This window comes from Bradyrhizobium barranii subsp. apii, from assembly GCF_011516635.5.
In the GTDB taxonomy this organism is placed as follows: Bacteria; Pseudomonadota; Alphaproteobacteria; order Rhizobiales; family Xanthobacteraceae; genus Bradyrhizobium; species Bradyrhizobium barranii.
This window is the reverse complement of record NZ_CP096256.1, coordinates 424395-447600: the sequence shown is the minus strand read 5'-3', so window position 1 is coordinate 447600 and position 23206 is coordinate 424395. Positions and strand designations below refer to the sequence as shown.

The window sequence follows — 23206 nt, the reverse complement described above, 5'->3', positions numbered from 1 at the left end:
CGAAGGTGGAAGTCAACGCTGGCGTTGCCGTACTTGCGTCGGTTTACGATGGCCCACACCGAACTTTTATCCAGCCGAGTGTCGGAGATTGGTACGGCAAGTGACGCGGGCGGAGCAACGGAGATCGGCGGAGCTGGTCGATCCCGTGGCGATTTCGCAATCGACGCGAAGAACGAACCAACATATGGTCACGTCGTTGCGCGGAGTTTCCATTTCAGCTTTCTTGGGACCGATCGCGTGGATGCGATTGTATAGACCATGAGCCGTTTCCATATTGGCCCGCCGGTCGACGGTTTTCTCAACGTTCTCGCCTTCACCGGCCGCCACTGGAGCTGGCAGCCGGCCCGGGTCGCGACCATCATGATCTCGATGTTCGCCTGCACGTTGGCTGACGTGCTGACGCCGCTCTATACGGGCCGGCTGGTCGACGCAGTTGCCGACGGAGCTGCAACGCAGGACGTCGCATGGCAGGCCGCGCTTGCCGCCTTCTCTATGCTGATTGGCCTCGCACTTGGCGCCATCGTTATGCGTCACGTTGCCTTCACCTGCATCATCGAACTGACGCTGAAGATGTTGTGCGACATCTCGAGCGAAGCATTCGATCGGGTCCAGCGCTTTTCGACCGACTGGCATGCCAACAGTTTCGCCGGCTCGACGGTACGCCAGATCACGCGCGGCATGGGCGCGCTCGACCTATTGAACAGCACGATCCTTATCGCGTTGTTCCCCTCGCTCATCATGCTCATCGGTTCGGCCGTGCTGCTCGGCTGGCACTGGCCGATGATGGGCCTGATCACTGCCTGCGGCTCTCTCGCCTATGTCGGATTGACGATCACGCTAACACTCGAATATATCGCGCCGCCGGCGAGCCTTGCGAACAGCTGGGATAGCAGGCTTGGCGGCGCGCTCGCCGACGCGATCAGTTGCAACCCGGTGGTCAAAGGCTTCGCAGCCGAACAACGGGAAAACGAGCGCCTCGCGAAGACGCGATGCGGCCTGGCGCTCGAGTCCTCCCAATCCCGAAAGAACCGTAGCTCCCGAGGCACGTAGTCGAACCAGTCCGGGACCGCCTCGAGAAACGGGGTTTCGCGCGTCCCCCAAGGTCCGAGTTCGCGAATGACACGCCCCTCCATCTCGGGCCGCTTGGCTTCGCGTTTCTCGCGTTCGATGCGGCCGCAACGATCGAGAAAACTGCGAACGTGGATCACCGCGCCGCCAGCTCGGCCGAGAAGGCGATAGACCGTAAGCGTAGCGCCGAGGCCCGTCTGATTGTTTGTGCGGAGTCTTGAGAGCACCGTTAGAAGAGTCATCTTCTGGAAGGGTGCTCACAATGGACGACCATTCTGACGACATAAGACGACCGTTGTCACCGCGTATTGAAGTGTTCGCTGGCGCAGGTCGAAAGCGCTGGCCGGATGATTTGAAGGCGCAGATTGCGGCGGAAAGCCTCGAACCGGGGGCGGTTGTAACAGACGTCGCTCGTCGCCATGGCTGCCGGCCCCAGCAGGTGCATGATTGGCGGCGCCGGGCGCGTTTGGGCCAGTTGGTATTGCCGGCGTCGGCGGACACGCTGTCGTTCGTGCCGGTGGTGTCGGAATTAGCGTTGCCTGCGGCCGCAGAGCCCTCCGGTTCGCCGGAAGCAGCCATTGTTACGGTTGAGTTCCAGGGCGCGCGCGTGGAGGTGCGCGGGGCGCCTGGCCTTGCTGCGTTGAGCGATGTGTTCATTGCGCTGCGACGGACACGTTCATGCTGACGATGCCGGCGAGCCTCATGATCTACGTGGCGACGCAACCTGTGGACTTCAGGAAGGGTGCAGAGGGCTTGGCGCTGCTGGCGAAGGATACGCTGGGCCATGACCCGATGAAGGGCGTGGCGGTGGTGTTCCGTGCGAAGCGCGCCGATCGGGTGAAGATCGTCGTCTGGGATGGCAGCGGCCTTGTGATGTACTGGAAGCGGCTCGATGGCAGCGGCTTCAAATGGCCACCCATCGTGGCCGGTGTGATGCGGATGAATGGGGCCCAGCTGTCAGCACTGCTGGCCGGCATGGATTGGACGCGCATGCACGCGCCTCGGATCCCGCAGCCGAAAGCGCTTGCGTAAAAATGCAAATCATCGCTGCATCGTGACGCGAAGCATGGCAAGCTCGGGCCAATGAGTGATTTGCCTGATGAGCTACCGAGCGATCCAGCCGAGTTGCGTGCCTTTGCCGCGGCTCTGCTGGATCGCTGCGCCCGGCTCGAGCGGTTGCTCAAGCTTGCGAAAGATGCGCAGTTCGGTCGGTCCTCGGAAAAGCTGGACGCTGATCAGCTGCAGCTTGTTCTGGAGGATATCGATCAGGCCGTTGCGGCTCTCGAAGCCGCCGAGAATCGTGCCAATCCCAAAACAGGCGAGAAGAGAGCTGCCGCGCGCAGAGCCAACCGTGGTCAGCTGCCGGAGCATTTGCCGCGCGTCATCGAGACTATGATGCCGGCCGAGAGCTGCTGCCCGTCTTGTAAGGGCAACCTCTTCGAGATTGGTCAGGATGAGAGCCAGAGGCTCGACGTCGTTCCGGCGCAGTATCGCGTCATCATCACCCGCCGTCCCAAGCTGGCCTGCCGCGCCTGTCATGGCGTCGTCCTGCAGCACGCGGCTCCCGAGCGATTGATCAGGGGAGGATTGCCCACCGAGCGGCTGGTCGCGCATGTGATCGATGCCAAGTATCACTGGCATTTGCCGCTTTACCGCCAGGCGCAGATGCTGGCGACGCACGGAATAGCGCTGGATCGTTCCACGCTCGCCTTCTGGGTCGGCTATGCCGCCCAGGAATTGAAGCCCGTGTGGCATCGTCTGCGCCAGCTTCTGCTCGCCTCCTCGAAGCTCTGTGTCGATGAGACCCCGGCGCCGGTGCTGGATCCGGGGCGCGGCAGAACAAAAACCGGCTACTTCTGGGCGCTGTCACGCGATGACAGGCCTTGGGCCGGACCTGATCCGCCTGGGGTAGTCTATGCCTATGCACCGGGCCGCGGCGCCGTTCATGGCTTGCGGCTGCTGGAGGGCTATCGCGGCATCATCCACTGCGACGGCTATCAGGCTTACAAGACCATGACCCGAGAGACGCGTGCGGACGCCCTGTCCGGGACGCTCGCCTTCTGCTGGTCGCATCTGCGGCGCCAGTTTGTGAAGATCGAGCGGGAGGCTGCGCCTGCGCCAGCTCCGGTTGCCCGCGAGGCTCTTGAGCGCATCGCCCAGCTTTACGCGGTCGAGAAGGCCCTCCGCGGCCGATCTGCGGACGAGCGCCGTGCTGGCCGACAAGCGCATACCCGGCCTCTGGTTGCAGCCTTGAAGCAGTGGTTTGAGGCCAAGCTCGATCACCTTGCGCAGAAGAGCGACACGGCGAAGGCTTTGCGCTATGCACTACGTCATTGGGACGGCCTGACGCTCTATCTTGATGATGGGCGCATCGAAATGGACACGAATGCTGTCGAGCGTGCGATGCGACCGATCAAGCTCAACGCCAAGAACTCTCTTTTTGCCGGTTGCGACGAAGGCGCCGGGAATTGGGCATTGCTGGCTTCGCTCATTGAGACCTGTAAGCTCAATGGCGTCAGTGCCGAGCACTGGCTCGCTGACGTTCTCGCCAAGCTCGTCAATGGTTGGCCTGCAGCGCGACTGGACGAACTGCTTCCCTGGGCGTCGACCTATACGATGCATACACGCGATCCGAGGCTGGCGGCATGAGCCTGAACACGACCGCGGTCCGGATCAAGGTGACCCTCAAGGATGTGAAGCCGGAGGTGATGCGTCGCCTTGTCGTACCCGTCACCCTGCGCCTTGATCGGCTGCATCTGACGCTTCAGGAGGCATTCGGCTGGACGAACAGTCACCTCTTCGAGTTCTTTGCTGGTGAGGCACATTGGGGGATTCCCGACCCCGACAATGATTACGGTCACCAGCCCATGGATGCCCGCAAAGCGCGGCTGTGCGATATCGTTCGCGAGACCGGCGCCAAGACGATCCACTATCTCTATGACTTCGGCGACAGCTGGGACCATGTGATCAAGCTCGAAAAATGGTTCGAGAACACCACGACGGAGGGGCTTCCCTTCCTGCTCGAGGCCGCCGGTCGTTGTCCTCCGGAAGACGTCGGCGGTGCGCCAGGCTATGCCGAATACCTCGCCGCCATCAGCGACCCCGCCCATCCCGAGCACGGACACATGCGCCTCTGGGGCCCGGAGCGGTTCGATCCCAACGTCGTCGACCGGAAGGCACTCGAAGCCGCCGTCAACGCGTTGTCCGACACAAGGAAGCCGCGGCGACGCGCCACGCGAACAAAATAGGCGTCAAGCGCCATTCAAAAGGGCCGCAGAGCTACGCTTACGATAGACCGGACCGGCCAGGCGATCCAACTGAGGCGGCTGATCAGTGCGGGGCCAGCTCGGATCGAGCAGTTCCTCTTGGCCAAACGGGCGGTAGTTCGGATTGACGATCGGGCCGGCTCGCCATTCGATTTCTCGCCCGAGCGAGATCTGAACATAGTCGGCTGCGCCTGGCCCGGTCGGTGCGAAGACAAACGCGCTGGTGCCGCGCCACTCGGTGATCTGCAGGTCCGTCTCTTTCAGGCGGCGCCAAAGCGCATCGATGGCGCCGCCGTCCTTGGCGAACTCCGCCGTCATCCAGGGCCGCAGTTCGCCAATCCGCGTGCCATCCGGTCGAAATACCGAACGGGTGTCGCGCCAGTAGTCATCGTCGATGCGCGCGACGCTGAACTAAAAACCTTCGAAGGCGTGGGCGAGCGCTGGGACGAGGTTGTCGTCAGCCGAGGCCGGATCGAGGTCTGCGAGGACGGCCTCGATTGAACCAGCGTCAGGGAGACGGAGAGGGGAGGCGTTCATCGACTATTGACCATAAAAGCCGCCTCACACGCCGCGAGGGCCGCGCGCTTTTAGCGGGATTGCCGCGATTTCTGCATATTTCAGTGATCGTGAGCAGCGATTTCGCGCGATCATGAGCGCCGAATTCAGACGATCGTGAGCAGCCTCGCTCCGGCCGAGGCGGTGATAGGGTCAGCGTTCTGGCTGCTCGTCAAGGGTGATGGTTTTGGCGTTGCGTTTTCGCATGCTTTCGCCAGCAAGCTGGAGGCGGTGAGCGTTGTGGACGAGGCGATCCAGAATCGCGTCGCCTAGCGTGGGATCTCCGATAACTTCGTGCCATGTGTCCACAGGGAGTTGGCTGGTTACGATGGTGGAGGAGCGGCCATGGCGATCGTCAAGGATTTCCAGTAGATCGCGCCGCTCGGCAGCGGTGAGCACCGACAATCCCCAATCATCCAAAATCAGAACCTGGGCGCGGCCAAGGGTTTTGAGCAAGCGGGCATAACGTCCATCGCCCCGCGCGAGCCCCAACGCTTCGAACAATCTTGGGACGCGGTGATAGAGGACCGAGCGATTATCTCGGCAGGCCTTGTGGCCGAGGGCACAGGCTAACCAACTTTTGCCCAATCCGGTCGCCCCGGTTATGAGCAAATTCTCGTGGCGATCGATCCAGTCGCCGCTGGCGAGCTTGGCGAAGACGGCCCGGTCGATACCCCGCGGCGTGCGCAAATCGACGTCCTCCACGCAGGCATTCTGGCGGAGCGAGGCCAGCTTGAGGCGCGTGGTGAGCCGCCTGGTGTCGCGTTCCGCCGCTTCCCGGTCGACCAGCAGGCCGATGCGATCTTCGAACGGCAAGGCTTCGAGATCAGGCGATCGTCGCTGCTCCTCGAAGGCCTTGGCCATGCCGCTCAAGCCGAGCTCGATCAGGCGTTCGTGGGTGGGATGGTTGAGCATACAGGTCTCCTTGGCTTCAGTGAAAATAATCGCGGCCGCGGATGTTGCCGTGGCGCAGGGGTTGGTGTTCGGAGGGCTCGTCGAGAAAGGTACGATCCAGACCGTTCTGGAGGATGGAGCGGATCGAGGCGACGGATCGCGCCTTGATCAGAATGCCGCGCCGGCAGGCCGCTTCGACGCGCTCCGCGCTGTAGCTTTTGACCAGTGACAGAATGCCGAGGCAGGTGCGAAAGCCTTGCTCGGGATGCGGCCGGGCCGCGATCACGGCCTGGAAGAAGGCGGCGGTCGACGGACCGATCCGCTCGCCGGCGACGATCACTCCGGCGGGCGTCCATTGACCGTAGCGCCGATGGGCGCTGGGCATATGGTCGGCGATGGTGGTGTGGCCCCGCCGGTTGGGCGCGCGGGCGTGGCTGGCGATCCTGCGGCCGTTGTGGAAGATCTCGACCGTTCTGTCATCGATGCGTGCGTCGACAAGCTCACGGATGAGCCGATACGGCGCGGAATACCAGTGTCCATCGATCTCGATATGATAGTCGGGGCCGATCCGGCATCGCTTCCAGCGTGCGAAAGCGTAAGCCTGGTCCGGCAGCTTTGTAAGCTTGGGCTTGTCGAGCTCGGCGAACAGTTCGGCGCGACTGGCGCCAAAGTCGCGCATCTGCCTTGCATTGAGTTCGACGACGAGTGTTTTGATGGCTGCGTTCAGCTCCGCCAACGAAAAGAAGCGTTGGTTGCGCAGCCGCGCCAGAATCCATCGCTGGGCGACTTGCACCGCAACTTCGACCTTTGCCTTATCTTTTGGGCGCCGCGGCCGGGCTGCGAGAATGGCCGTGCCGTAATGGCTCGCCATCTCGGCATAGGTTCGGTTGAGGCCGGGATCGTGGCGGTCGGGATTGGTGACGGCGGCCTTGAGATTGTCGCAGACTACGAATGTCGGCACGCCGCCGAGGAAGGCGAAAAGATTGATGTGGACCCGGATCCAGTCGGCGAGCCCCTCGCTTGGACAGGCCTCGGCATAGGTATAGTTGGAGGCGCCCATCGCCGCGACGAACAGCTTCATCGACTGCACTTCCCCGTTTGAGGGATCGATGACGTCGATGGTGTCGCCGGCGAAATCCACGAAAACCTTCTCGCCGCCCAGATGCGTCTGCCGCATCGAAGGCCGGGCTCGCCCCTTCCAGGCCTCGTACGTCGTGCAGAACCAGGTGTAGCCGAAGCCATCGGGATGGGTGGCGCGATACTCGTCCCACAGCAGCCGACGGGTCACGTTGCGTCGGCGCAGCTCCTTGTCGACATAGCCCCAGTCGGGAACGGCCCGCTGGGGGCTCTGCGACGCAGGCCTCGGCGCCGGGAAAAGCAGCAGCTCCAGGTCCTCGTCGCTCATTCCGGCCGGCAACGGCCACTTCAGCCCGGCAGCCCCGGCTCGGCGTAGATAGCTGTGCACGGCGCCGTTGCTGATGCCCAAGGTGCGCGCGATGGCTCGCTCCGGCAAGCCTTGAACATGTTTTAAGCGGAGAACCTCTTTGATCCGGCGCATCGACAATCTCTGGGTGGGCATCGGCCTTCCTCGTTCACTGACGAGGCAGTTCCTAAGCCGGTTGAGTTGTCGGCCGAAGCGGGCTGAGTTGCTGAAAAGCTGCTCACGATCCCGCGAAATCCGTGCTCACGATCGTCTGAAATCTCTGCTCACGATCCCCTGAAATCCGTGCTCACGATCCCGCGAAACATGCAGACAAGCGCCGGATCTTTGATCTGGAACTCCAGCAAGCCCGGTACGATGCCACGCTTGCTGAGCGTCGCTACGCCGCCTGTGACCCCGATAATCGCCTGATCGCTGCGCAGTTGGAGAAGAACTGGGAGTACGCTTTGCGCCGTGTGCGTGAGCTGGAAAATCGCCAGAATGACCATCAGTCATCCGGCCACGCGGTCGATCCCGGCACCTTTGCCGATCTGGCGGATAACCTGTCCGTAGCCTGGAAATCCCCTGATGTGACGATGCGCGCGCGCCAGCAGCTGCTGCGAGCCTTGATTGTCGACATCATCGCGGACGTCGACGATGCGGTACGCGACGTTGTGCTCACGATCCATTGGCAGGGTGGGCAGCACTCCGAGCTTCGGATCCGCAAGCCGCGCTCCGGTGAACACGGTTCCTCCACGGCGGAAGATGCCTTGGCTGTTATCCGCAGCATGGCCGGGCGCTGGTCTGACGAGCACATCGCCGCCACGCTCAATCGGATGGGCTTGCCCACCGGCATGGGTAAGACCTGGACAGCACATCGGGTCAGCTCTATTCGCCGTGTGCGTGGCATCCATGCCTACCGTTCAGCGGAAAAAAACGGCGAATGGCTTACGCAGATCGAGGCCGCAAAAGCGCTCGGTGTCTCAAGTCATATGATCCGCCGCCTTGTCTCCAGCGGCGTTCTTCCTGCTGTGCAGGTTGTTCCGCGAGCGCCTTGTCAGATTCGAGCTGCCGATTTGGCGTCCGAGACGGTCAAAACAGCGATTGCCCGAAAGGGTCGCCCGTCTCGCGAAATTGACGCGGACACGCTTCCAATGTTTACAAGCACTTAAAGAAGGGGCGCACAATGACTCAAGGCTTGCCACGGCGCGCAGCTCGCGTTCGGCGGCGTTGTTGGTCATGCACAGCCGGCCATCGTCGATGAAGCGCGTGAACACGTCCCAGCGCTTGAGGCTGTAGTCGATCGCCTTGGCGGTCTCGCTCTTGCCGGAGAGCTTGGCGCGGCGCTCGCGCAGGAAGGTATGAAGCTCATCGACCAGCGGGCGGCTGCGCGCATGGCGCGCGGCTTTGCGCTCGTGCGGCGGCAGACCATTGATCTCGCGCTCGATCGCGAACAGCGCATCGATCTGCTTGACGGCCTCGATCGCGATCGGCGCCTTCTTCAGCCGCGCGATCTCGAAGAACTTGCGCCGTGCATGCGCCCAGCAGCCGACCTCGATGACCGGGCCAGGCTTGCGCGACGTCTCGTAAAGACGGTTGAAGCCGGCATAGGCATCCGCCTGCATCGGTCCGGCATAGGTCGCAAGATGCGCCTCTGGATGGGTGCCGGAGCGGTCGGGCGAGTAGAAGAACACGGCGGCCGGCGGCGCGTGGCCAGCGAAGGGACGATCGTCCCGCACATAGACCCATACGCGCCCCGTGCGCGCCTTGCCCTTGGCCAGAACCGGCACCGTGGTGTCGTCGGCATGGATGCGCTCGGCAGCGAGGACATGCGCCTTGATCGCCTCGACCAGCGGCATCAATGTCGCCGCCGCCGCGCCGACCCAGTCGGCCAGCGTGGAGACGTCCAGCATCACACCTTCATGCGCATACGTCGTGCTCTGCCGGTTGAGGGGCAGGTGCAATCCGTATTTGGCGAACAGGATGTGCGCGAGCAGACGCGGTCCAGCGCGCCCGCGCGAGATCGGATGGAACGGCGCAGGCGGCTGGCTGATCGCCTCGCAGGCGCGGCAGGAGAACTTCTCACGGACATGCTGGATCACCTTCCACTGCCGCGGTACGAGTTCCAGCGTCTCGGTCACGTCCTCGCCGATCTTGCGCAGCCTGTCGCCGCCGCAACACGGGCAATGGGCCGATGCAGGATGCACGATGCGCTCCCGCGGCAGGTCCTCGGGCAGCGGCCGCCGCGCCGGACGCCGCCGCTCGAATGGCTGCACGTCTATCTTCGCGGCCTTGGCGCGTTCGGCTGCCAGCTGCGCATCGGCTTCGGCTTCCGATGCATCCTCCTCGAGGTCGGCAAGTTCGAGCTCGAGCTGCTCGAGCACCGAGGCGCGCTCGGAGGATTGACCGTGCTGTTCGTGCTTGAGCTTGGCGATCGTGAACTTCATCTGCTCGATCAGCAGCGTGCGGGCGCGGACCTCGGCTTCGAGATTGCGTGCCTTGGATTCCGCTGCGAGCTGCGCCGCCTGGCCGGCGAGCACCAGCGCCTTCAGCGTCGCGACATCATCAGGGAGCGAATCGGCTGTGATCATCGTCAAGGATGGAATCACAGCTCCGCCCGGCACGCATCAGTGCCGTTACGTTCAAGCGCTCAACCAACAGCTTCCGGGCGCCACGTCCGCTGCGGATGCCGCCAGTCGATGCCTTCGAGCAGATAGCCGAGCTGTGCCGGCGTGATCGTCACCGCTCCGTCCACAGCCTGTGGCCAGATGAAGCGGCCGCGCTCCAGCCGCTTGGCGAACAGGCACATGCCCTGGCGAACACGAACAAATGGCCGCCATGCGGATCGCGCTTCAGCGTCACCTGGACCAGCAGCGCCAGACCATCGAAGCCCTTGCGCATATCGGTATGGCCGGTCGCCAGCCAGACCTGGGTGCCGGAGGGGATCGGGATCGTCATCGCGAGCCCGCCCGGAGTGCAGCGATCAACGCCGTCACTATCGCGGGATCCGCCGAGCCGCTGATCCGGATCTTCGTCTCGGCCCCGATCTCGACCTCGATCAGCCCTTGCGTGCGGGCGGTTGCCACGTGCGGATCGGCGGCGATCGTGACCGCGGCAAAGCCGGGCGACGGCGTCTCCTTCCCGCACAGCTGCTGGCGCCAGCGGAACACCTGGCTGGAATGCACCCCGAACGCACGCGCCACACCCAGGATCGTCGCGCCTGGCTGCAACGCTGCAGCGACGATCCGCTCCTTGTCAGCCCGCGACCAATGCCGCCGTCGCCGCTCCGACGTGATCACTTCCACTTCCGCTTTGGCCATAGGACTAGCTCCAGGACTAGTCCTATGGCTTCGCGAAGCCTCACTGCCGACGCAAGGCGGCCGTCACCGGGGGCTTACTGCGCACCAGGCGATGCCGTGGAGCAGGAGCTCGCCATTGCTAGGCGCGACGCAGGACTTGGGTTGTCGATCTGGATCGCGACGCAGCCGATCGATTTCCGTCGGGGGATGGACCGCCACCATCGATCGCCTGCTCGTCGATGTGAAGATCGCGGCGAGCGGCGTTCAGGCGGCGCCGTGCCGGATTCTATTCGGCAATCAGGCGCGAGGTCCCGATCCGCACGTTCGCTGACTGGAACAGCCCGGTGCCCGGCTTCGGCGAGGTCGACATGGTCGCCCATGGCGGCACGTCGGTGGCTGGCTCGTTCATCCAGACCCTCACGATGGTCGATGTCGCCACCGGCTGGACGGAGTGCCTGCCGTTGCTGACGCGGGAAGGTTCGCTCGTCGTCGAGGCGATCAACCGCGCACAGAGCCTATTCCCCTGGCTGTTGCGCGGCGTGGACTTCGACAACGACAGCGCCTTCATGAACGATGTCGTCGTGCCATGGTGTCGCGAACAGAAGCTCGAAGTAACTCGCTCGCGCGCCTACAAGAAGAATGATCAGGCGTTTGTCGAGCAGAAGAGTGGTGCCGTCGTCCGCGGGGATGTCCCGATCGCTGTTGAACTACGTCGGGTCGACGTTGCCGGAATGAATATTACGCAGCCCTCGTGACGTGGGCAACGGACTTGATTGTCATGCGATCGTGGTGAGCTTGAAGGGCCGCACGCAGAACCGACAATTGCTTATGCGCCTTCAATCGTCGGAAGCCCTTGTTGGCCTCGATCATACCGGCCGCGACCCATCGCAAGGCCATACCGGCATCCCGCCAGCGTTTAACGTTGCGCGTGACGCGGCGAATGGTGCCCATCATGTTCTCGGCGATATTGGTACAGGCGAGCGATCGGCGAAGCTCCTTCGGCAACTTCAACCGGACGACAGTCAGGATTTCGTCGAGGCCTTCGAGGATACTGGCCGCAACGCCGGGCCATTGCTGGTCGAGTCGACGCGCGAGATTGCGGATCAATTTTTCAGCCTTGTCGGCGTCATCGAGCTCCCAGGCCTGGCGCAGCACCCGGCGGGTGGCCGCATGATGCTCTTTCGGCAGGCGTTCCATGATGTTGCGCGCCTTGTGGATCTGGCAGCGCTGGATCGCAGCGGCCGAACCGAAGGTGCGGCGGATCGCCTTCGACAACGCCTTCGCGCCGTCGGCGATGAACAGTCTTGGCACCGTCGGGTCGAGCCCGCGCGAGACCAGGTTGTCCAGCAGGGCCTGAACCGTTGCTGCATTCTCGGTCGCCCCTTCCACCAGCGCCAGCGGATGCTTGTTGCCTTCGCCGTCAACCCCGATCGCGGCCACCAGCACGAGATCGTCGTCGAGATGCAGCCCGTCGATTTGGACCACCAGAAGGTCGAGCGCGGACAGATCGGCAGCCATGAAGTCGGCCAGCCGCGCCGCCGACAGAGCCACGAACCTCCGCGAGGCCGCCGACTTCGAAATCCCCGATCCGGGCGGTGCCGGCACGTCACCCTCGGGCAGCCGGACGGCGCGGCCGAACCGGCGCGTCGACACATTGATCAGCATCAGGTTCATCGCCCAGCGACCGAGCCAGTCCTCCTGCGCCGCCGTTTCCCAGCTCGGGATCGTGACCTCGCGGCCGTCCATGCCCCGGACCCGCGGGCGATCGACCTCGATCTTGCCGCCGTGGAAACCGATCCGCCCCCGCGTTCGGCCCCAACGGTGCGCCCGCCGCGCCGCATCACGACCGTGGCGCGGCCCGCAGGCCGCTGTCACATCCGCCTCCATCATCGTGCCGAGCGCCTCGATTCCTGCCGCAAGGCAGAACCGATCGAAGCTCGCTCGCACTTCCGCAAATGATTTCTCCACAGCCCCGGTCGCCGGCCAACCAGCCGGTGTGATATCTCTCGTCATGGCGTTGCTCTCCTTTGTGGAATCAGCACCCCGAGCCTACCGGCTCAAGGTGGGCAACGCCGACCTCTTCAGAAATTCAACAGAACCCGGGACATCCCCTCGTCCGCCGCCTCATGGGCTATGGCCGCTTCGATGGCGTCGAGACGGCGCGTATGATGGGCGACATCAACTTCTTCCAACCGTCGTTCAAGCTGAAGGAGAAGCGTCGCGAAGGAGCTAAAGTGATCAAGCGCTATCATCTCCCATCGACGCCCTAAGAGCGTGCCTTAGCGCATCCCAAGGTGACCGCGGCCGTGAAGAAACGGCTACGCGATCAGTATCGCTCGCTCGATCCGGTCGCGCTGTTGGCAGAGATTCGCGCGATCCAAGAGGAACTAGGCAATCGCGTCGATCGTCGTGCCGGACAGGCGCGCGGCCCGCAACCCGCTCACACTAGCATCCTGCCAGCGACCGCAGCGACGTTCGCGAAGACGCTCGGCAAGAGCGTGACGGTCGGCGAGCCGCGTGCTACACACCGGCGAACTCGTCGACCCTATAAGACCAGAGTTCGCATGCCGTCCAAGCTCGACCCGCATATTGCCGCGATCGAAGCGTGGCTCGCAGAGCAGCCGCAGCTGACGGCACTCGCAATTGTCGGCCGGCTGCGCGAGAAACACCCCGAGGAGTTCGGAAAGAGACAGCATTCGATTGTGCAACGTCTGCTGAGGGCGCTCAGACGAAGGGCTGCCGAACGGTTGGTCGCCCAGGGCCCGCTCGACGACGCCACAACCGCTGCCCCATGGCCCGGGGCTGTGGACGGCCCGGGCTATGTAGGGCCCGACCCGCCCACAGCCCCTCTCGTCGAGCAAGCCGGTCGTCGAGCAAGCCGGAAAAGCCACTTGGCGCGGCCAATCCTTCAAGGTCGTATCGACCAGTACGATGGCGCCATGAGGGTAACATTCGCTAATGCGGCAATACGCGAGCCAAAATTGGACACGATGACGTAATTGCGGTCGGCGCCCGCGGCTCGAAAGGTCCGCTATCTTCAAGCCTTCCCGCAATCTCGCGAATCGGAGGGGGCTATGAAGCAATATGTTGGGCTGGATGTCTCGCAAAGAGAAACGTCAGTATGTGTGGTCGACGAAGTGGGTCAGGTCTTGTTCGAGGGAAAGGCCAAGTCCGACCCGGGGGCGCTCACGGCACTGCTTCGCAAGCGGGCGCCACAGGCGGAGCGCATCGGATTTGAGACCGGGGCGATGGCGAGTTGGCTATGGCATGAACTTCGTAGGGTTGATCTTCCGGTGGTCTGCATCGACGCGCGGCATGCCCACGCGGCTTTGTCCGTACGCATGAACAAGAGCGATCGGAATGATGCTCGAGGTCTGGCCGAATTGGTGCGGGTTGGCTGGTATCGAGAAGTCAAAGTCAAGAGTGAGGAAAGTCAGAAGATCCGCGCGATACTCATCGCGAGATCTCGGCTCGTGGCCATTCGTCGAGATATCGAGAACCAGGTCCGCAGTCTAATCAAAGAATACGGCTTGCTCTTCCCACGCGCGATCGGACTGAAGTTTCGCAATCAGGTCTGCGAGCTATTGGGCGAAGATCATCAACTCCTCGGTGTGATCGCGCCGCTTCTGTCGATCCATGAGCAGATCTGCAAGCAGCAAAGCAAGTTCGACGACGAAGTCCGCCAGTTGGCGAAGTCGGATGAGACGACGCGCCGCCTGATGACGGTTCCTGGTGTCGGCGTGGTGACCGCCTTGGCCTTCCGCCATACGATCGACGACCCATCGCGCTTCCGATCGGCATCAAGCGTCGGCGCCTATCTGGGTCTTACGCCCCGACGAAACCAGTCTGGTGAAACTGACATCAATGGCAAGATATCACGATGGGGCGACCGTCTTCTCCGAACGTACCTGTACGAGGCGGCGACCGTCCTGCTTTATCGAACGAAGAAATGGTCCTCTCTCAAGGCTTGGGGCATGAAGCTCGCCAATCGGATTGGCATGCGAAAGGCAAAGGTCGCCATCGCGCGCAAAATCGCCATCGTTCTTCACTGTATCTGGGTCGACGGCACATCGTTCGACTGGGGCCAGGCGAAGGAAGCCTGATCCGATCTTGTAAAGTTCCTGGTCCGGGCTGCCGGACTGGCGATGTCCCGCTGGGACGGTGTTGTGGCGACCTCGGTCAATCGGCTGGTGGCGGCTCGTCCGCACTCCGCTGCAAACGTTGAGGCGCCCGACCCGGACATCATCATGAGGCGCTGCGCGACCTCGGAAAGGACCGTGACCCCAGCGAAGACATCAACCAGCCCCGGCGATCCAATGCCTGGCCGGCAAAGCACGTATCAGCCGCGCCCGCGCCGTCTCCGCAACCCGGACCAGCTCCGACGGCGCGAGCACTACCTCCGTGCCGTGGGCGAGTTCAGAAATGTAAGCTTGACAACAAACCGCAATTAAAGGGCCGATTGACATTCCTACGACAATGCTCTCGCCGAAACCATCAACGGTCTCTACAAGGCCGAGGTGATCCATCGGCGCGGACCGTGGCGAAGCTTCGAGGCCGTCGAGTTCGCAACCCTGGAATGGGTCGATTGGTTCAACAACCGAAGGCTCCTGGAGCCTCAGCTCGGACCGCGGCTCTGGCAGTGCCTTGTCGCTGTCCCGCTGGAGACCAATCCAATGGAGCCGGTCGGGCCTCTCATGTCGCCATGCAGTTGCGGTTGCCGAGAGCGGGCGCAACGGCGACCCGCATAGCTCTTTCAGGAGAGTCGCACCCGACAAGGCGGTGGGGCCGGGCCGGAAAAATCACTTTGACGTTCCAGGCTCCGCTTTTCTTTGCCCGGAACACATCAGGCGAGCTTCCAGAAGCCTTGTGCCGATTGTGTACGATATCCGGCGAGGTCGAATAAGTGACATAGCAGTGTTGGGGTTCAGACTCAATTGATCCAATAAGCGACGATGGCGGCAAGGTGGACGGCAGCCAAGAAATTTCTGGCAAGTTTGTCGTAGCGAGTTGCGACAAGCCTGAAACCTTTGACCAGACAGAAACAGCGCTCGATAACGTTGCGCCCTTTGTAGACGCGCTTGCTGAAGCTGTGGAGGGTTACCCTGTTGGATTTGTTTGGAATGACTGGCTTCGCGCCGCGATTGACGATTTCGGCGATCGCCTCTTCCTCGATGGAAAGGACAGTCGACTTGACTTCCTTGGGGCCTGTCGAACGATCGGCGACGGTCTCGCGCTGCTTCCACTTCGCGACAGTCTTCTGATTGATCCCGTAGCGCTTGGCGAGACCTCTCAGGTTCTCTTGACTATTTGTATTGCTCGACGGACTGCCTCCGTCGTACTGGCGCAGCCATGTAAAACTTATCCCATAGCGCATCCTTCGAATCGTGCGACAAAAATGCACCATCAAAGCGTGGGACTAAACAGCTAGGGCTAGCATACTGACAGAGAACGATTTCTCCTTTGGCACGATACATGCCTAGTCTCCTCTATAAAGGCGCATTGACTGAGGAGAAGTCGTCCGATGATCTCGCTCACCGGAAACTCAGACCAGGTTAAGGTGGGAGCTGCGATTCTGCCGGAGACGATATCTGAAGGCGCGGGGTCTGCCCGCGACGTGGAAGATCTGCGCGGCGGGCAAGAATTTCGGCACCGCCAATACCTCCCCCATACTGCGCAAGCGACTGTGGGCGCGGTTATCCCGAGCAAATTCGAACCAATGTGGCTGGTTTGAGTCACTACGTGGCGCGACTGGTGGGAATGCCCAGCTGATGGATGGACTGCAGGAGCGGTGAAGATGACATATCGGGCATCTCCGGCGCGCGGGAGCGCCTGCCAACCAGGCGATCAGAACAGGCCACCTGAAGCGCGATCGATCTCCCCTACCGTCATTGTCGGCAGTGGTACGCTCGCTATCAGATGCGCGCAGCTGGCAATTGAGATGGGCCACGTCATTGGTGCGACGTTGTGTGCCGGCGGCGTATTCCGCGATTGGGCCGTTCGCTCGAACATCCCGTCTGTAGCAAGCGTTGAAGAGCTCTCTTCTTTTTTGAAGGCTGAGCCGATGGATTGGATTTTCTCCGTTGCCAATCCGTTCATACTGCCACCGGACGTGTTTGGGCGAGTGCATCGAGGTGCTTTCAATTACCACGACGGACCATTGCCACGATACGCGGGAACGCACGCGACGTCTTGGGCGCTGCTGGCGCAAGAGACCGAATATGCCATCACGTGGCATCGGATCGATGATGGTGTTGATACCGGCGACGTCGTGGTTCAGCGCCAAGTGCTGATTGCGCCCACCGATACGGCACTGACCCTGAACCTTAAATGCTATGAAGCCGCGATTGAGGGCTTCCGCGAGCTCTTAACTGGCCTCGAAAACGGGAAGCTTACTGCCTACCCGCAGGCGCTGGTGGGCCGGAGCTACTTTCCGAGACGTCGACGCCCAGATGCGGCAGGCTGTCTGCGATGGGATCAATCCGCGCAAGAGTTGTCGGCGATGACGCGGGCCCTAGGCTTTGGGCCATATCATCCCAATCCATTGTGTCTGCCCAAGGCGCTCGTAGGCGATGAGGCTGTCACAGTCAGGCGCGTGGAGGTGTTGCCTCAACAATCGGGCGTTCCGGCAGGTTCCCTGCTTGAAGTCCACTCCAGCCATTGGCGTGTGGCCACGGGTACGCAGGATGTTGATGTTTGCTTTGGCAACTCCGATGGTCAGGTGTTGGACGCGCGCGCCCTCGCTAGGCACTCCAATCTGGAAGAAGGTGGTCGCCTTCCGATCTTGAGCGATGAGGAGGCGCGGAGCATAACTGCCACCCATGAGTTGCTGGCGCCTTGGGAGGATTTTTGGCGACAGCGGCTCGGGCAGTTTAGAGTATTGCATCCTCCTTTCGTGTCGTCGTTCCTAGCTACGGCGCCGCACCAATGGCAGTCGAGTTCGTGGTTCAGTCCAAGTGCTTTGGCTAAACTGTCCCCACTCGATCGCTCGGAATCCTTGGTAACGGCTTGGCTTATCTATTTCGCCCGCATCACCGGGGAAACAGAGCTTCAACTGGGATGGATGCGTGAACCGGATGGATGGCGAACCGGCTCGAAAGCGATCGAGGTGTTGATCGCCTCTGTCGTTCCGATGGAAGTGACCATTGATCTTGCACATGACTTTGAAGACGTGCGCAAAACCGTAGCGGCCGAATGCGCCCAGCTGAGGGCACACGCTAGCTTTGCCCGGGATATTGTCGCGCGCTGCCCGACATTGCGAGGTGTGGAGGCTCTACGGTCGCACCAGCCCTGGCCGGTTGGCATCAGAATCATGACACAGAGCTGTTCCGTCGCTGGCGATCTGATGACGAGCCACAGAGCTGGCCTATGCGGCGATTTGCTGACCTTTGAGGTTTGCGCTTTGGATGGGAGCTTCCGCTGGCATTTTGATGCCAGTCGATTAGCGCCGAAGCAGATCGACCGCATGACGCAGCATTTGCAAACTTTGTTGCATGGCGTGATGGCCGATGCGGGGCGGCCGGTCGGCCGCATCGACATTCTGCCGGCGGCTGAACGCAGCTATCTGCTGGAGGAGCTGAACCGGACGGCGGCGGCCTATCCGTCGCAGCGGTGCATCCACGAACTGTTCGAGCAGCAGGTGCAAAAGGCGCCGGAGGCGGTGGCGGTGGTCTGCGCGGACGAGCGGTTGAGCTATGGCGAGCTCAATGCGCGGGCCAACCGCCTGGCGCATCATCTGATCGCCTTCGGGGTCAAGCCGGACCTGCCGGTGGCGATCTGCCTGGAGCGCAGCCCGGCGATGGTGGTGGGCGTCTTGGCGATCCTCAAGGCGGGAGGGGCCTATCTGCCGCTGGACCCGGCCTATCCCAGCGCGCGGCTGCGGCAGGTGCTCGAGGATGCGGCGCCGCCGCTGCTGCTGGCCGATGCGGCCGGACGCGCCGCGCTGGGCGGCGACGGGCTCACCGGCGTGACGGTGCTGGATCTGGAGACGGCGACGCCGGCCTGGGCGGAGCTGCCGGCCACCGATCCGGACCCGCGCGCGCTCGGCCTCACCTCACGCCATCTCGCCTATGTCATCTACACCTCCGGCTCAACCGGCACACCAAAGGGCGTCATGGTCGAGCATGGAAGTTTGGTGAACTATTTGTATTGGTCGGATCGCAGCCATTACGAAGGAGCGTTGAACGGTTCGCCGATGCTGCTGTCGTTCAGCTTTGACGGCACCATTACGACCGTGTTCGGTCCACTGCTGGCCGGTACCCAGCTCCGCATTCTAAACCAGGCTTTCCCAATAGATTGGTGTGCGGCCGTCGGGCAGGCTCAGACCTATGATCTGATTAAGCTGACGCCTTCGCATTTAAGCACGCTGACCAATCGGTTTGACGGCTATAAAGGACCAGCTCCAACACGAGTGCTCATGCTTGGAGGCGAAGCCTTAATCCCGGCGGATATACAGTTTTGGCAAGAGCGTTTTCCGACCGTGCGTCTGATCAATCATTACGGTCCGACAGAAGCGACGGTTGGAAGTACCACATTCGCAATATCTGAGGCCGTCGATAAGTTGAGCTCGATCCCGATCGGTCGCCCGATCGCGAACGCGCGGGTGTACTTGCTGGACGCTTATGGTGCGCCGGTTCCGTTCGGAGCGGCGGGTGAGCTTTACATCGGCGGGGCGGGGGTGGCGCGCGGCTATCTGAACCGGCCGGAGCTGACGGCGGAGCGGTTCATCGCCAGCCCGTTTGTGGACGGCGACCGGCTGTACCGGACCGGCGACCTGGGGCGTTATCTTCCGGACGGCAATCTGGAGTTTTTGGGCCGCAACGACGAGCAGGTGAAGATCCGCGGCTTCCGGATCGAGCCGGGCGAGATCGCGGCACGGCTTTGCGAGCACGCCTGGGTGCGCGAGGCGGTGGTGGTGGCGCAGCAGGATGGCGCCGGCGAGAAGCGGCTGGTGGCCTATGTGGTGTGTGCGTCCGAGGCAGGATCGGACGAGGACGATGGAGGCGGGCTTGCCGGCGCCCTGCGGGCGCATCTGAGCGCGCGGCTGCCGGACTACATGGTGCCGGCGGCGTTCGTGCGGCTGGCGGCGCTGCCGCTGACGGTGAACGGCAAGCTCGACCGCAAGGCACTGCCGGGGCCGGCCGATGCGGCCTATGCGCTGGCGGCCTATGAGGCGCCGCGCGGCGAGGTCGAGACGATGCTGGCCGGGATCTGGGCCGAGCTTCTCGGTGTCGAGCGCATCGGGCGTCACGACAACTTCTTCGAACTCGGTGGCCACTCGCTGCTGGCGGTGCAGCTGATGGAGCGGCTGCGGCGGCTGTCGCTCGGGGTGGAGGTGCGCACCCTGTTCGCCAGACCGGTGCTTTGCGATCTGGCCGCAAGCCTTGGCAGCCATCGCGAGGTGGCGGTGCCCGCCAACCTGATCGACGAGCACAGCACGGCGATCACGCCGCGGATGCTGCCGCTGATCGAGCTGACGCAGGAAGAGATCGACCGGGTCGTCGCCACGGTGCCGGGCAGGGTCGCCAACATCCAGGACATCTATGGCCTGTCGCCGCTGCAGGACGGCATTCTGTTCCATCATCTTCTGGCCAGCCGGGGCGATCCCTATCTGCTGGTCAGTCAAATGGCGTTTGCCAAGCGTGGGCTGCTGGATGGCTATCTTGGTGCGGTTCAAGAGGTGGTGGACCGCCACGACATTCTGCGCACGGCCTTTGTCTGGGAGGGCCTGTCGAGCCCGGCGCAGGTGGTGTGGCGCAAGGCGGCCTTGGATGTGCTCGAGGTCGAGCTGGACGAGAATGGCGGTTCCGGTCGCGAGCAGCTGAAGCGGCGGTTCGATCCGCGTCAGTACCGCATCGATCTTGGCCGGGCGCCCTTGATGCGCTTCGTGATCGCGCGCGAGCCGGGCAGCGGGCGCTGGCTGCTGCTGCAGTTGCTGCATCATCTGACAGGGGATCACACGACGCTGGAAGTGATGCATGCCGAGGTGCGGGCCGTGCTGGCGGGACGCGGGCATGAGCTTGCTGTACCGCAGCCGTTCCGCAATCTGGTGGCGCAGGCGCGGCTTGGCATCGATGCCAAGGCGCATGAAGCGTTCTTCCAGGAGATGCTGGGCGACATCGACGAGCCGACGCTGCCGTTCGGGCTTCGCGAGGTGCATGGCGACGGCAGCGGGATCGGCGAGGCGCATCGGATGCTTCCGCAGGCGCTCAACGATCGACTGCGCGCTCAGGCGCGGCGGCTCAGGGTGAGCCTTGCGAGCCTGTGCCATCTGGCCTGGGGGCAAGTGGTGGCGCTGAGCAGCGGCCGAGAGCAGGCGGTGTTCGGCACGGTGCTGTTCGGCCGCATGCATGCGGGTGCGGGCGCCGACCGTGCGATGGGCCTGTTCATCAACACCCTGCCTGTGCGGCTCGACCTTGACGGAGCCGGTGTCGAGGCGAGCGTGCAGGCCACGCATGCGCGGCTTTCCGAGCTGCTGGCGCATGAGCATGCCTCGCTGGCGCTGGCGCAACGCTGCAGCGGCGTTGCGGCGCCGGCGCCGCTGTTCAGCGCGCTGCTGAACTACCGCCACAACACGCCGGCGGCCAAGTCCGGCTCAGGAACGGATGATGTCCTGGCCGGCATCGAACGGCTGGGCGGGGAAGAGCGCACCAACTATCCGTTGACGCTATCGGTGGAGGATTTTGGCGAGGCGCTCGGCCTGACGGCGCAGGTGGCGGAGCCAATCTCTGCGGATCGGGTCTGCGGCTACATGCAGCACACGCTCGAGCAGCTAGCAGATGCATTGGAGCAGGCTCCCGACAGGCCGGTGCGGGAGCTGGACATCTTGCCGGCGGCTGAACGCAGCTATCTGCTGGAGGAGCTGAACCGGACGGCGGCGGCCTATCCGTCGCAGCGGTGCATCCACGAACTGTTCGAGCAGCAGGTGCAAAAGGCGCCGGAGGCGGTGGCGGTGGTCTGCGCGGACGAGCGGTTGAGCTATGGCGAGCTCAATGCGCGGGCCAACCGCCTGGCGCATCATCTGATCGCCTTCGGGGTCAAGCCGGACCTGCCGGTGGCGATCTGCCTGGAGCGCAGCCCGGCGATGGTGGTGGGCGTCTTGGCGATCCTCAAGGCGGGAGGGGCCTATCTGCCGCTGGACCCGGCCTATCCCAGCGCGCGGCTGCGGCAGGTGCTCGAGGATGCGGCGCCGCCGCGCTGCTGGCCGATGCGGCCGGACGCGCCGCGCTGGGCGGCGACGGGCTCACCGGCGTGACGGTGCTGGATCTGGAGACGGCGACGCCGGCCTGGGCGGAGCTGCCGGCCACCGATCCGGACCCGCGCGCGCTCGGCCTCACCTCACGCCATCTCGCCTATGTCATCTACACCTCCGGCTCAACCGGCACACCAAAGGGCGTCATGGTCGAGCATCGGGGATTGGTCAATCTTGTCACATGGCATGTGCAAACGTTTTGTCCGCAACCAGAGGCCTGCTGCGCACTCGCGGCTGGAGTGGCATTCGATGCCAGCACTTGGGAGCTATGGTCTGCGTTATGTAACCGCAGCACATTGCAGCTGCCGCCCAGAGCGGCAGCTGCAGATTCCTTACATCTGCTGCAATGGTGGCGAGATCAATCGCTGGACGTTGCCTTCTTGAGCACGCCACTGGCTACACTCGCGCTGGACGATAAGCTCATCAATTCCAGATTGGAGTACTTGCTTGTTGGCGGGGATCGTCTTCAGCGTGTGCCTGGGCCTCTGTCGCCTCTGAAGCTAATCAACAACTATGGGCCTACTGAAGCTACGGTCGTGGCGACCTCAGGACGGCTCTTCAGCGACAACGCTGTGCCACATGTCGGTCGCCCGATCGCGAACGCGCGGGTGTACTTGCTGGACGCTTATGGTGCGCCGGTTCCGTTCGGAGCGGCGGGTGAGCTTTACATCGGCGGGGCAGGGGTGGCGCGCGGCTATCTGAACCGTCCGGAGCTGACGGCGGAGCGGTTCATCGCCAGCCCGTTTGTGGACGGCGACCGGCTGTACCGGACCGGCGACCTGGGGCGTTATCTTCCGGACGGCAATCTGGAGTTTTTGGGCCGCAACGACGAGCAGGTGAAGATCCGCGGCTTCCGGATCGAGCCGGGCGAGATTGCGGCGCGGCTTTGCGAGCACGCCTGGGTGCGCGAGGCGGTGGTGGTGGCGCAGCAGGATGGCGCCGGCGAGAAGCGGCTGGTGGCCTATGTGGTATGTGCGTCCGAGGCAGGATCGGACGAGGACGATGGAGGCGGGCTTGCCGGCGCCCTGCGGGCGCATCTGAGCGCGCGGCTGCCGGACTACATGGTGCCGGCGGCGTTCGTGCGGCTGGCGGCGCTGCCGCTGACGGTGAACGGCAAGCTCGACCGCAAGGCACTGCCGGGGCCGGCCGATGCGGCCTATGCGCTGGCGGCCTATGAGGCGCCGCGCGGCGAGGTCGAGACGATGCTGGCCGGGATCTGGGCCGAGCTTCTCGGTGTCGAGCGCATCGGGCGTCACGACAACTTCTTCGAACTCGGTGGCCACTCGCTGCTGGCGGTGCAGCTGATGGAGCGGCTGCGGCGGCTGTCGCTCGGGGTGGAGGTGCGCACCCTGTTCGCCAGACCGGTGCTTTGCGATCTGGCCGCAAGCCTTGGCAGCCATCGCGAGGTGGCGGTGCCCGCCAACCTGATCGACGAGCACAGCACGGCGATCACGCC

The 23206-nt window shown here is 63.3% G+C and carries 13 protein-coding genes and 10 pseudogenes; 13 read left to right on the top strand and 10 right to left on the bottom strand.

The genetic code is table 11. The features are described 5' to 3' along the window. Positions 1-258: 258 nt before the first annotated feature. Positions 259-1047: pseudogene (locus HAP41_RS49040) on the top strand (ABC transporter transmembrane domain-containing protein); the annotation flags it as partial. Here the strand turns inward: HAP41_RS49040 and HAP41_RS49035 are convergent. After that, positions 978-1241 (bottom strand): annotated as a pseudogene (locus tag HAP41_RS49035) (hypothetical protein); the annotation flags it as partial. The pseudogenes HAP41_RS49040 and HAP41_RS49035 overlap by 70 nt on opposite strands. An 89-nt stretch (positions 1242-1330) precedes the next feature. Here HAP41_RS49035 and tnpA (HAP41_RS49030) point away from each other — a divergent pair. Genes tnpA (HAP41_RS49030) through HAP41_RS49015 form a run of 4 tightly spaced genes read left to right on the top strand, consistent with a single transcriptional unit; the run spans position 1331 to position 4316 of the window. Beyond that, positions 1331-1753 (top strand): IS66-like element accessory protein TnpA, encoded by a 423-nt coding sequence (tnpA, locus tag HAP41_RS49030; protein ID WP_166055731.1) that lies wholly within the window; start codon positions 1331-1333, stop codon positions 1751-1753. Next, positions 1747-2100, top strand: coding sequence for an IS66 family insertion sequence element accessory protein TnpB (gene tnpB / locus HAP41_RS49025; protein WP_166065968.1), 354 nt, complete (start codon positions 1747-1749; stop codon positions 2098-2100). The genes tnpA (HAP41_RS49030) and tnpB (HAP41_RS49025) overlap by 7 nt, the downstream gene beginning before the upstream one ends. Positions 2101-2151: 51 nt before the next feature. Next, positions 2152-3717, top strand: a complete 1566-nt coding sequence (tnpC, locus tag HAP41_RS49020; RefSeq protein WP_166055670.1) for an IS66 family transposase — start codon at positions 2152-2154, stop codon at positions 3715-3717. Beyond that, positions 3714-4316 carry a plasmid pRiA4b ORF-3 family protein gene (locus HAP41_RS49015; protein ID WP_166055583.1) on the top strand — a complete coding sequence of 201 codons (603 nt, stop codon included), beginning with the start codon at positions 3714-3716 and terminating at the stop codon, positions 4314-4316. Before tnpC (HAP41_RS49020) ends, HAP41_RS49015 begins: the two co-directional genes overlap by 4 nt. Positions 4317-4355: 39 nt before the next feature. On the opposite strand, the pseudogene HAP41_RS49010 reads toward HAP41_RS49015, so the two are convergent. From HAP41_RS49010 to istA, 3 genes and pseudogenes are all read right to left on the bottom strand, one after another. After that, a pseudogene (locus tag HAP41_RS49010) lies at positions 4356-4871 on the bottom strand (hypothetical protein); the annotation flags it as partial. 171 nt (positions 4872-5042) lie between these two features. After that, complete coding sequence (gene istB, locus HAP41_RS49005; RefSeq protein WP_166063422.1) at positions 5043-5804, bottom strand: IS21-like element helper ATPase IstB; 762 nt, start codon at positions 5802-5804, stop codon at positions 5043-5045. 16 nt (positions 5805-5820) lie between these two features. Next, positions 5821-7362 (bottom strand): IS21 family transposase, encoded by a 1542-nt coding sequence (istA, locus tag HAP41_RS49000; RefSeq protein WP_166063394.1) that lies wholly within the window; start codon positions 7360-7362, stop codon positions 5821-5823. A gap of 173 nt (positions 7363-7535) precedes the next feature. Between istA and HAP41_RS50985 the strand changes: the two are divergent. After that, a pseudogene (locus tag HAP41_RS50985) lies at positions 7536-8375 on the top strand (recombinase family protein); the annotation flags it as partial. A 30-nt stretch (positions 8376-8405) separates the two neighbouring features. On the opposite strand, the pseudogene tnpC (HAP41_RS48990) reads toward HAP41_RS50985, so the two are convergent. The 3 genes and pseudogenes from tnpC (HAP41_RS48990) to tnpA (HAP41_RS48980) all read right to left on the bottom strand — a co-directional run. Beyond that, positions 8406-9794: pseudogene (tnpC, locus tag HAP41_RS48990) on the bottom strand (IS66 family transposase); the annotation flags it as partial. 59 nt (positions 9795-9853) lie between these two features. Continuing rightward, a pseudogene (gene tnpB, locus HAP41_RS48985) lies at positions 9854-10161 on the bottom strand (IS66 family insertion sequence element accessory protein TnpB). After that, positions 10158-10523: an IS66-like element accessory protein TnpA gene (tnpA, locus tag HAP41_RS48980; protein WP_166106938.1), complete on the bottom strand. Its 366-nt coding sequence runs from the start codon at positions 10521-10523 to the stop codon at positions 10158-10160. Before tnpA (HAP41_RS48980) ends, tnpB (HAP41_RS48985) begins: the two are co-directional and overlap by 4 nt. A 323-nt stretch (positions 10524-10846) precedes the next feature. On the opposite strand from tnpA (HAP41_RS48980), the gene HAP41_RS48975 reads away from it, so the two are divergent. Further along, a complete protein-coding gene (locus HAP41_RS48975; protein WP_166106936.1) occupies positions 10847-11257 on the top strand; it encodes an integrase catalytic domain-containing protein in 411 nt (136 codons plus the stop codon). Here the strand turns inward: HAP41_RS48975 and HAP41_RS48970 are convergent. Continuing rightward, positions 11241-12515, bottom strand: coding sequence for an IS256 family transposase (locus tag HAP41_RS48970; RefSeq protein ID WP_166064748.1), 1275 nt, complete (start codon positions 12513-12515; stop codon positions 11241-11243). The two genes, HAP41_RS48975 and HAP41_RS48970, sit on opposite strands and share 17 nt — an antisense overlap. Positions 12516-12529: 14 nt before the next feature. On the opposite strand from HAP41_RS48970, the gene HAP41_RS48965 reads away from it, so the two are divergent. From HAP41_RS48965 to HAP41_RS48950, 4 genes and pseudogenes are all read left to right on the top strand, one after another. Beyond that, complete coding sequence (locus tag HAP41_RS48965) at positions 12530-12772, top strand: hypothetical protein (protein WP_166106934.1); 243 nt, start codon at positions 12530-12532, stop codon at positions 12770-12772. 24 nt (positions 12773-12796) lie between these two features. After that, positions 12797-13501, top strand: a complete 705-nt coding sequence (locus HAP41_RS48960; RefSeq protein ID WP_166106932.1) for a hypothetical protein — start codon at positions 12797-12799, stop codon at positions 13499-13501. Positions 13502-13576: 75 nt separating this feature from the next. Further along, positions 13577-14605 carry an IS110 family RNA-guided transposase gene (locus HAP41_RS48955; RefSeq protein WP_166106930.1) on the top strand — a complete coding sequence of 343 codons (1029 nt, stop codon included), beginning with the start codon at positions 13577-13579 and terminating at the stop codon, positions 14603-14605. 363 nt (positions 14606-14968) lie between these two features. After that, positions 14969-15118 (top strand): annotated as a pseudogene (locus HAP41_RS48950) (integrase core domain-containing protein); the annotation flags it as partial. Between the two features lie 314 nt (positions 15119-15432). On the opposite strand, the pseudogene HAP41_RS48945 reads toward HAP41_RS48950, so the two are convergent. Together HAP41_RS48945 and HAP41_RS48940 are read right to left on the bottom strand one after the other, a co-directional pair. Then, positions 15433-15651: pseudogene (locus HAP41_RS48945) on the bottom strand (IS5/IS1182 family transposase); the annotation flags it as partial. A 6-nt stretch (positions 15652-15657) separates the two neighbouring features. Beyond that, a pseudogene (locus tag HAP41_RS48940) lies at positions 15658-15815 on the bottom strand (IS481 family transposase); the annotation flags it as partial. Between the two features lie 208 nt (positions 15816-16023). Here HAP41_RS48940 and HAP41_RS48935 point away from each other — a divergent pair. Next, entirely contained in the window at positions 16024-16233 is a 210-nt protein-coding gene (locus HAP41_RS48935; protein ID WP_166106928.1) for a hypothetical protein, read from the top strand. A 63-nt stretch (positions 16234-16296) separates the two neighbouring features. Beyond that, positions 16297-23175 (top strand): annotated as a pseudogene (locus HAP41_RS50490) (AMP-binding protein); the annotation flags it as partial. Positions 23176-23206: the final 31 nt, after the last annotated feature.

What these genes read in the sequence shown, in the direction of transcription:
- tnpA (WP_166106938.1), bottom strand. Translation starts at nt 10,523, where the DNA reads ATGGCCAAAGCGGAAGTGGAAGTGATCACGTCGGAGCGGCGACGGCGG.
- HAP41_RS48955 (WP_166106930.1), top strand. Translation starts at nt 13,577, where the DNA reads ATGAAGCAATATGTTGGGCTGGATGTCTCGCAAAGAGAAACGTCAGTA.
- HAP41_RS48935 (WP_166106928.1), top strand. Translation starts at nt 16,024, where the DNA reads ATGATCTCGCTCACCGGAAACTCAGACCAGGTTAAGGTGGGAGCTGCG.
- istB (WP_166063422.1), bottom strand. Translation starts at nt 5,804, where the DNA reads ATGCTCAACCATCCCACCCACGAACGCCTGATCGAGCTCGGCTTGAGC.
- HAP41_RS48970 (WP_166064748.1), bottom strand. Translation starts at nt 12,515, where the DNA reads ATGACGAGAGATATCACACCGGCTGGTTGGCCGGCGACCGGGGCTGTG.
- istA (WP_166063394.1), bottom strand. Translation starts at nt 7,362, where the DNA reads ATGCCCACCCAGAGATTGTCGATGCGCCGGATCAAAGAGGTTCTCCGC.
- tnpB (WP_166065968.1), top strand. Translation starts at nt 1,747, where the DNA reads ATGCTGACGATGCCGGCGAGCCTCATGATCTACGTGGCGACGCAACCT.
- tnpC (WP_166055670.1), top strand. Translation starts at nt 2,152, where the DNA reads ATGAGTGATTTGCCTGATGAGCTACCGAGCGATCCAGCCGAGTTGCGT.
- tnpA (WP_166055731.1), top strand. Translation starts at nt 1,331, where the DNA reads ATGGACGACCATTCTGACGACATAAGACGACCGTTGTCACCGCGTATT.
- HAP41_RS49015 (WP_166055583.1), top strand. Translation starts at nt 3,714, where the DNA reads ATGAGCCTGAACACGACCGCGGTCCGGATCAAGGTGACCCTCAAGGAT.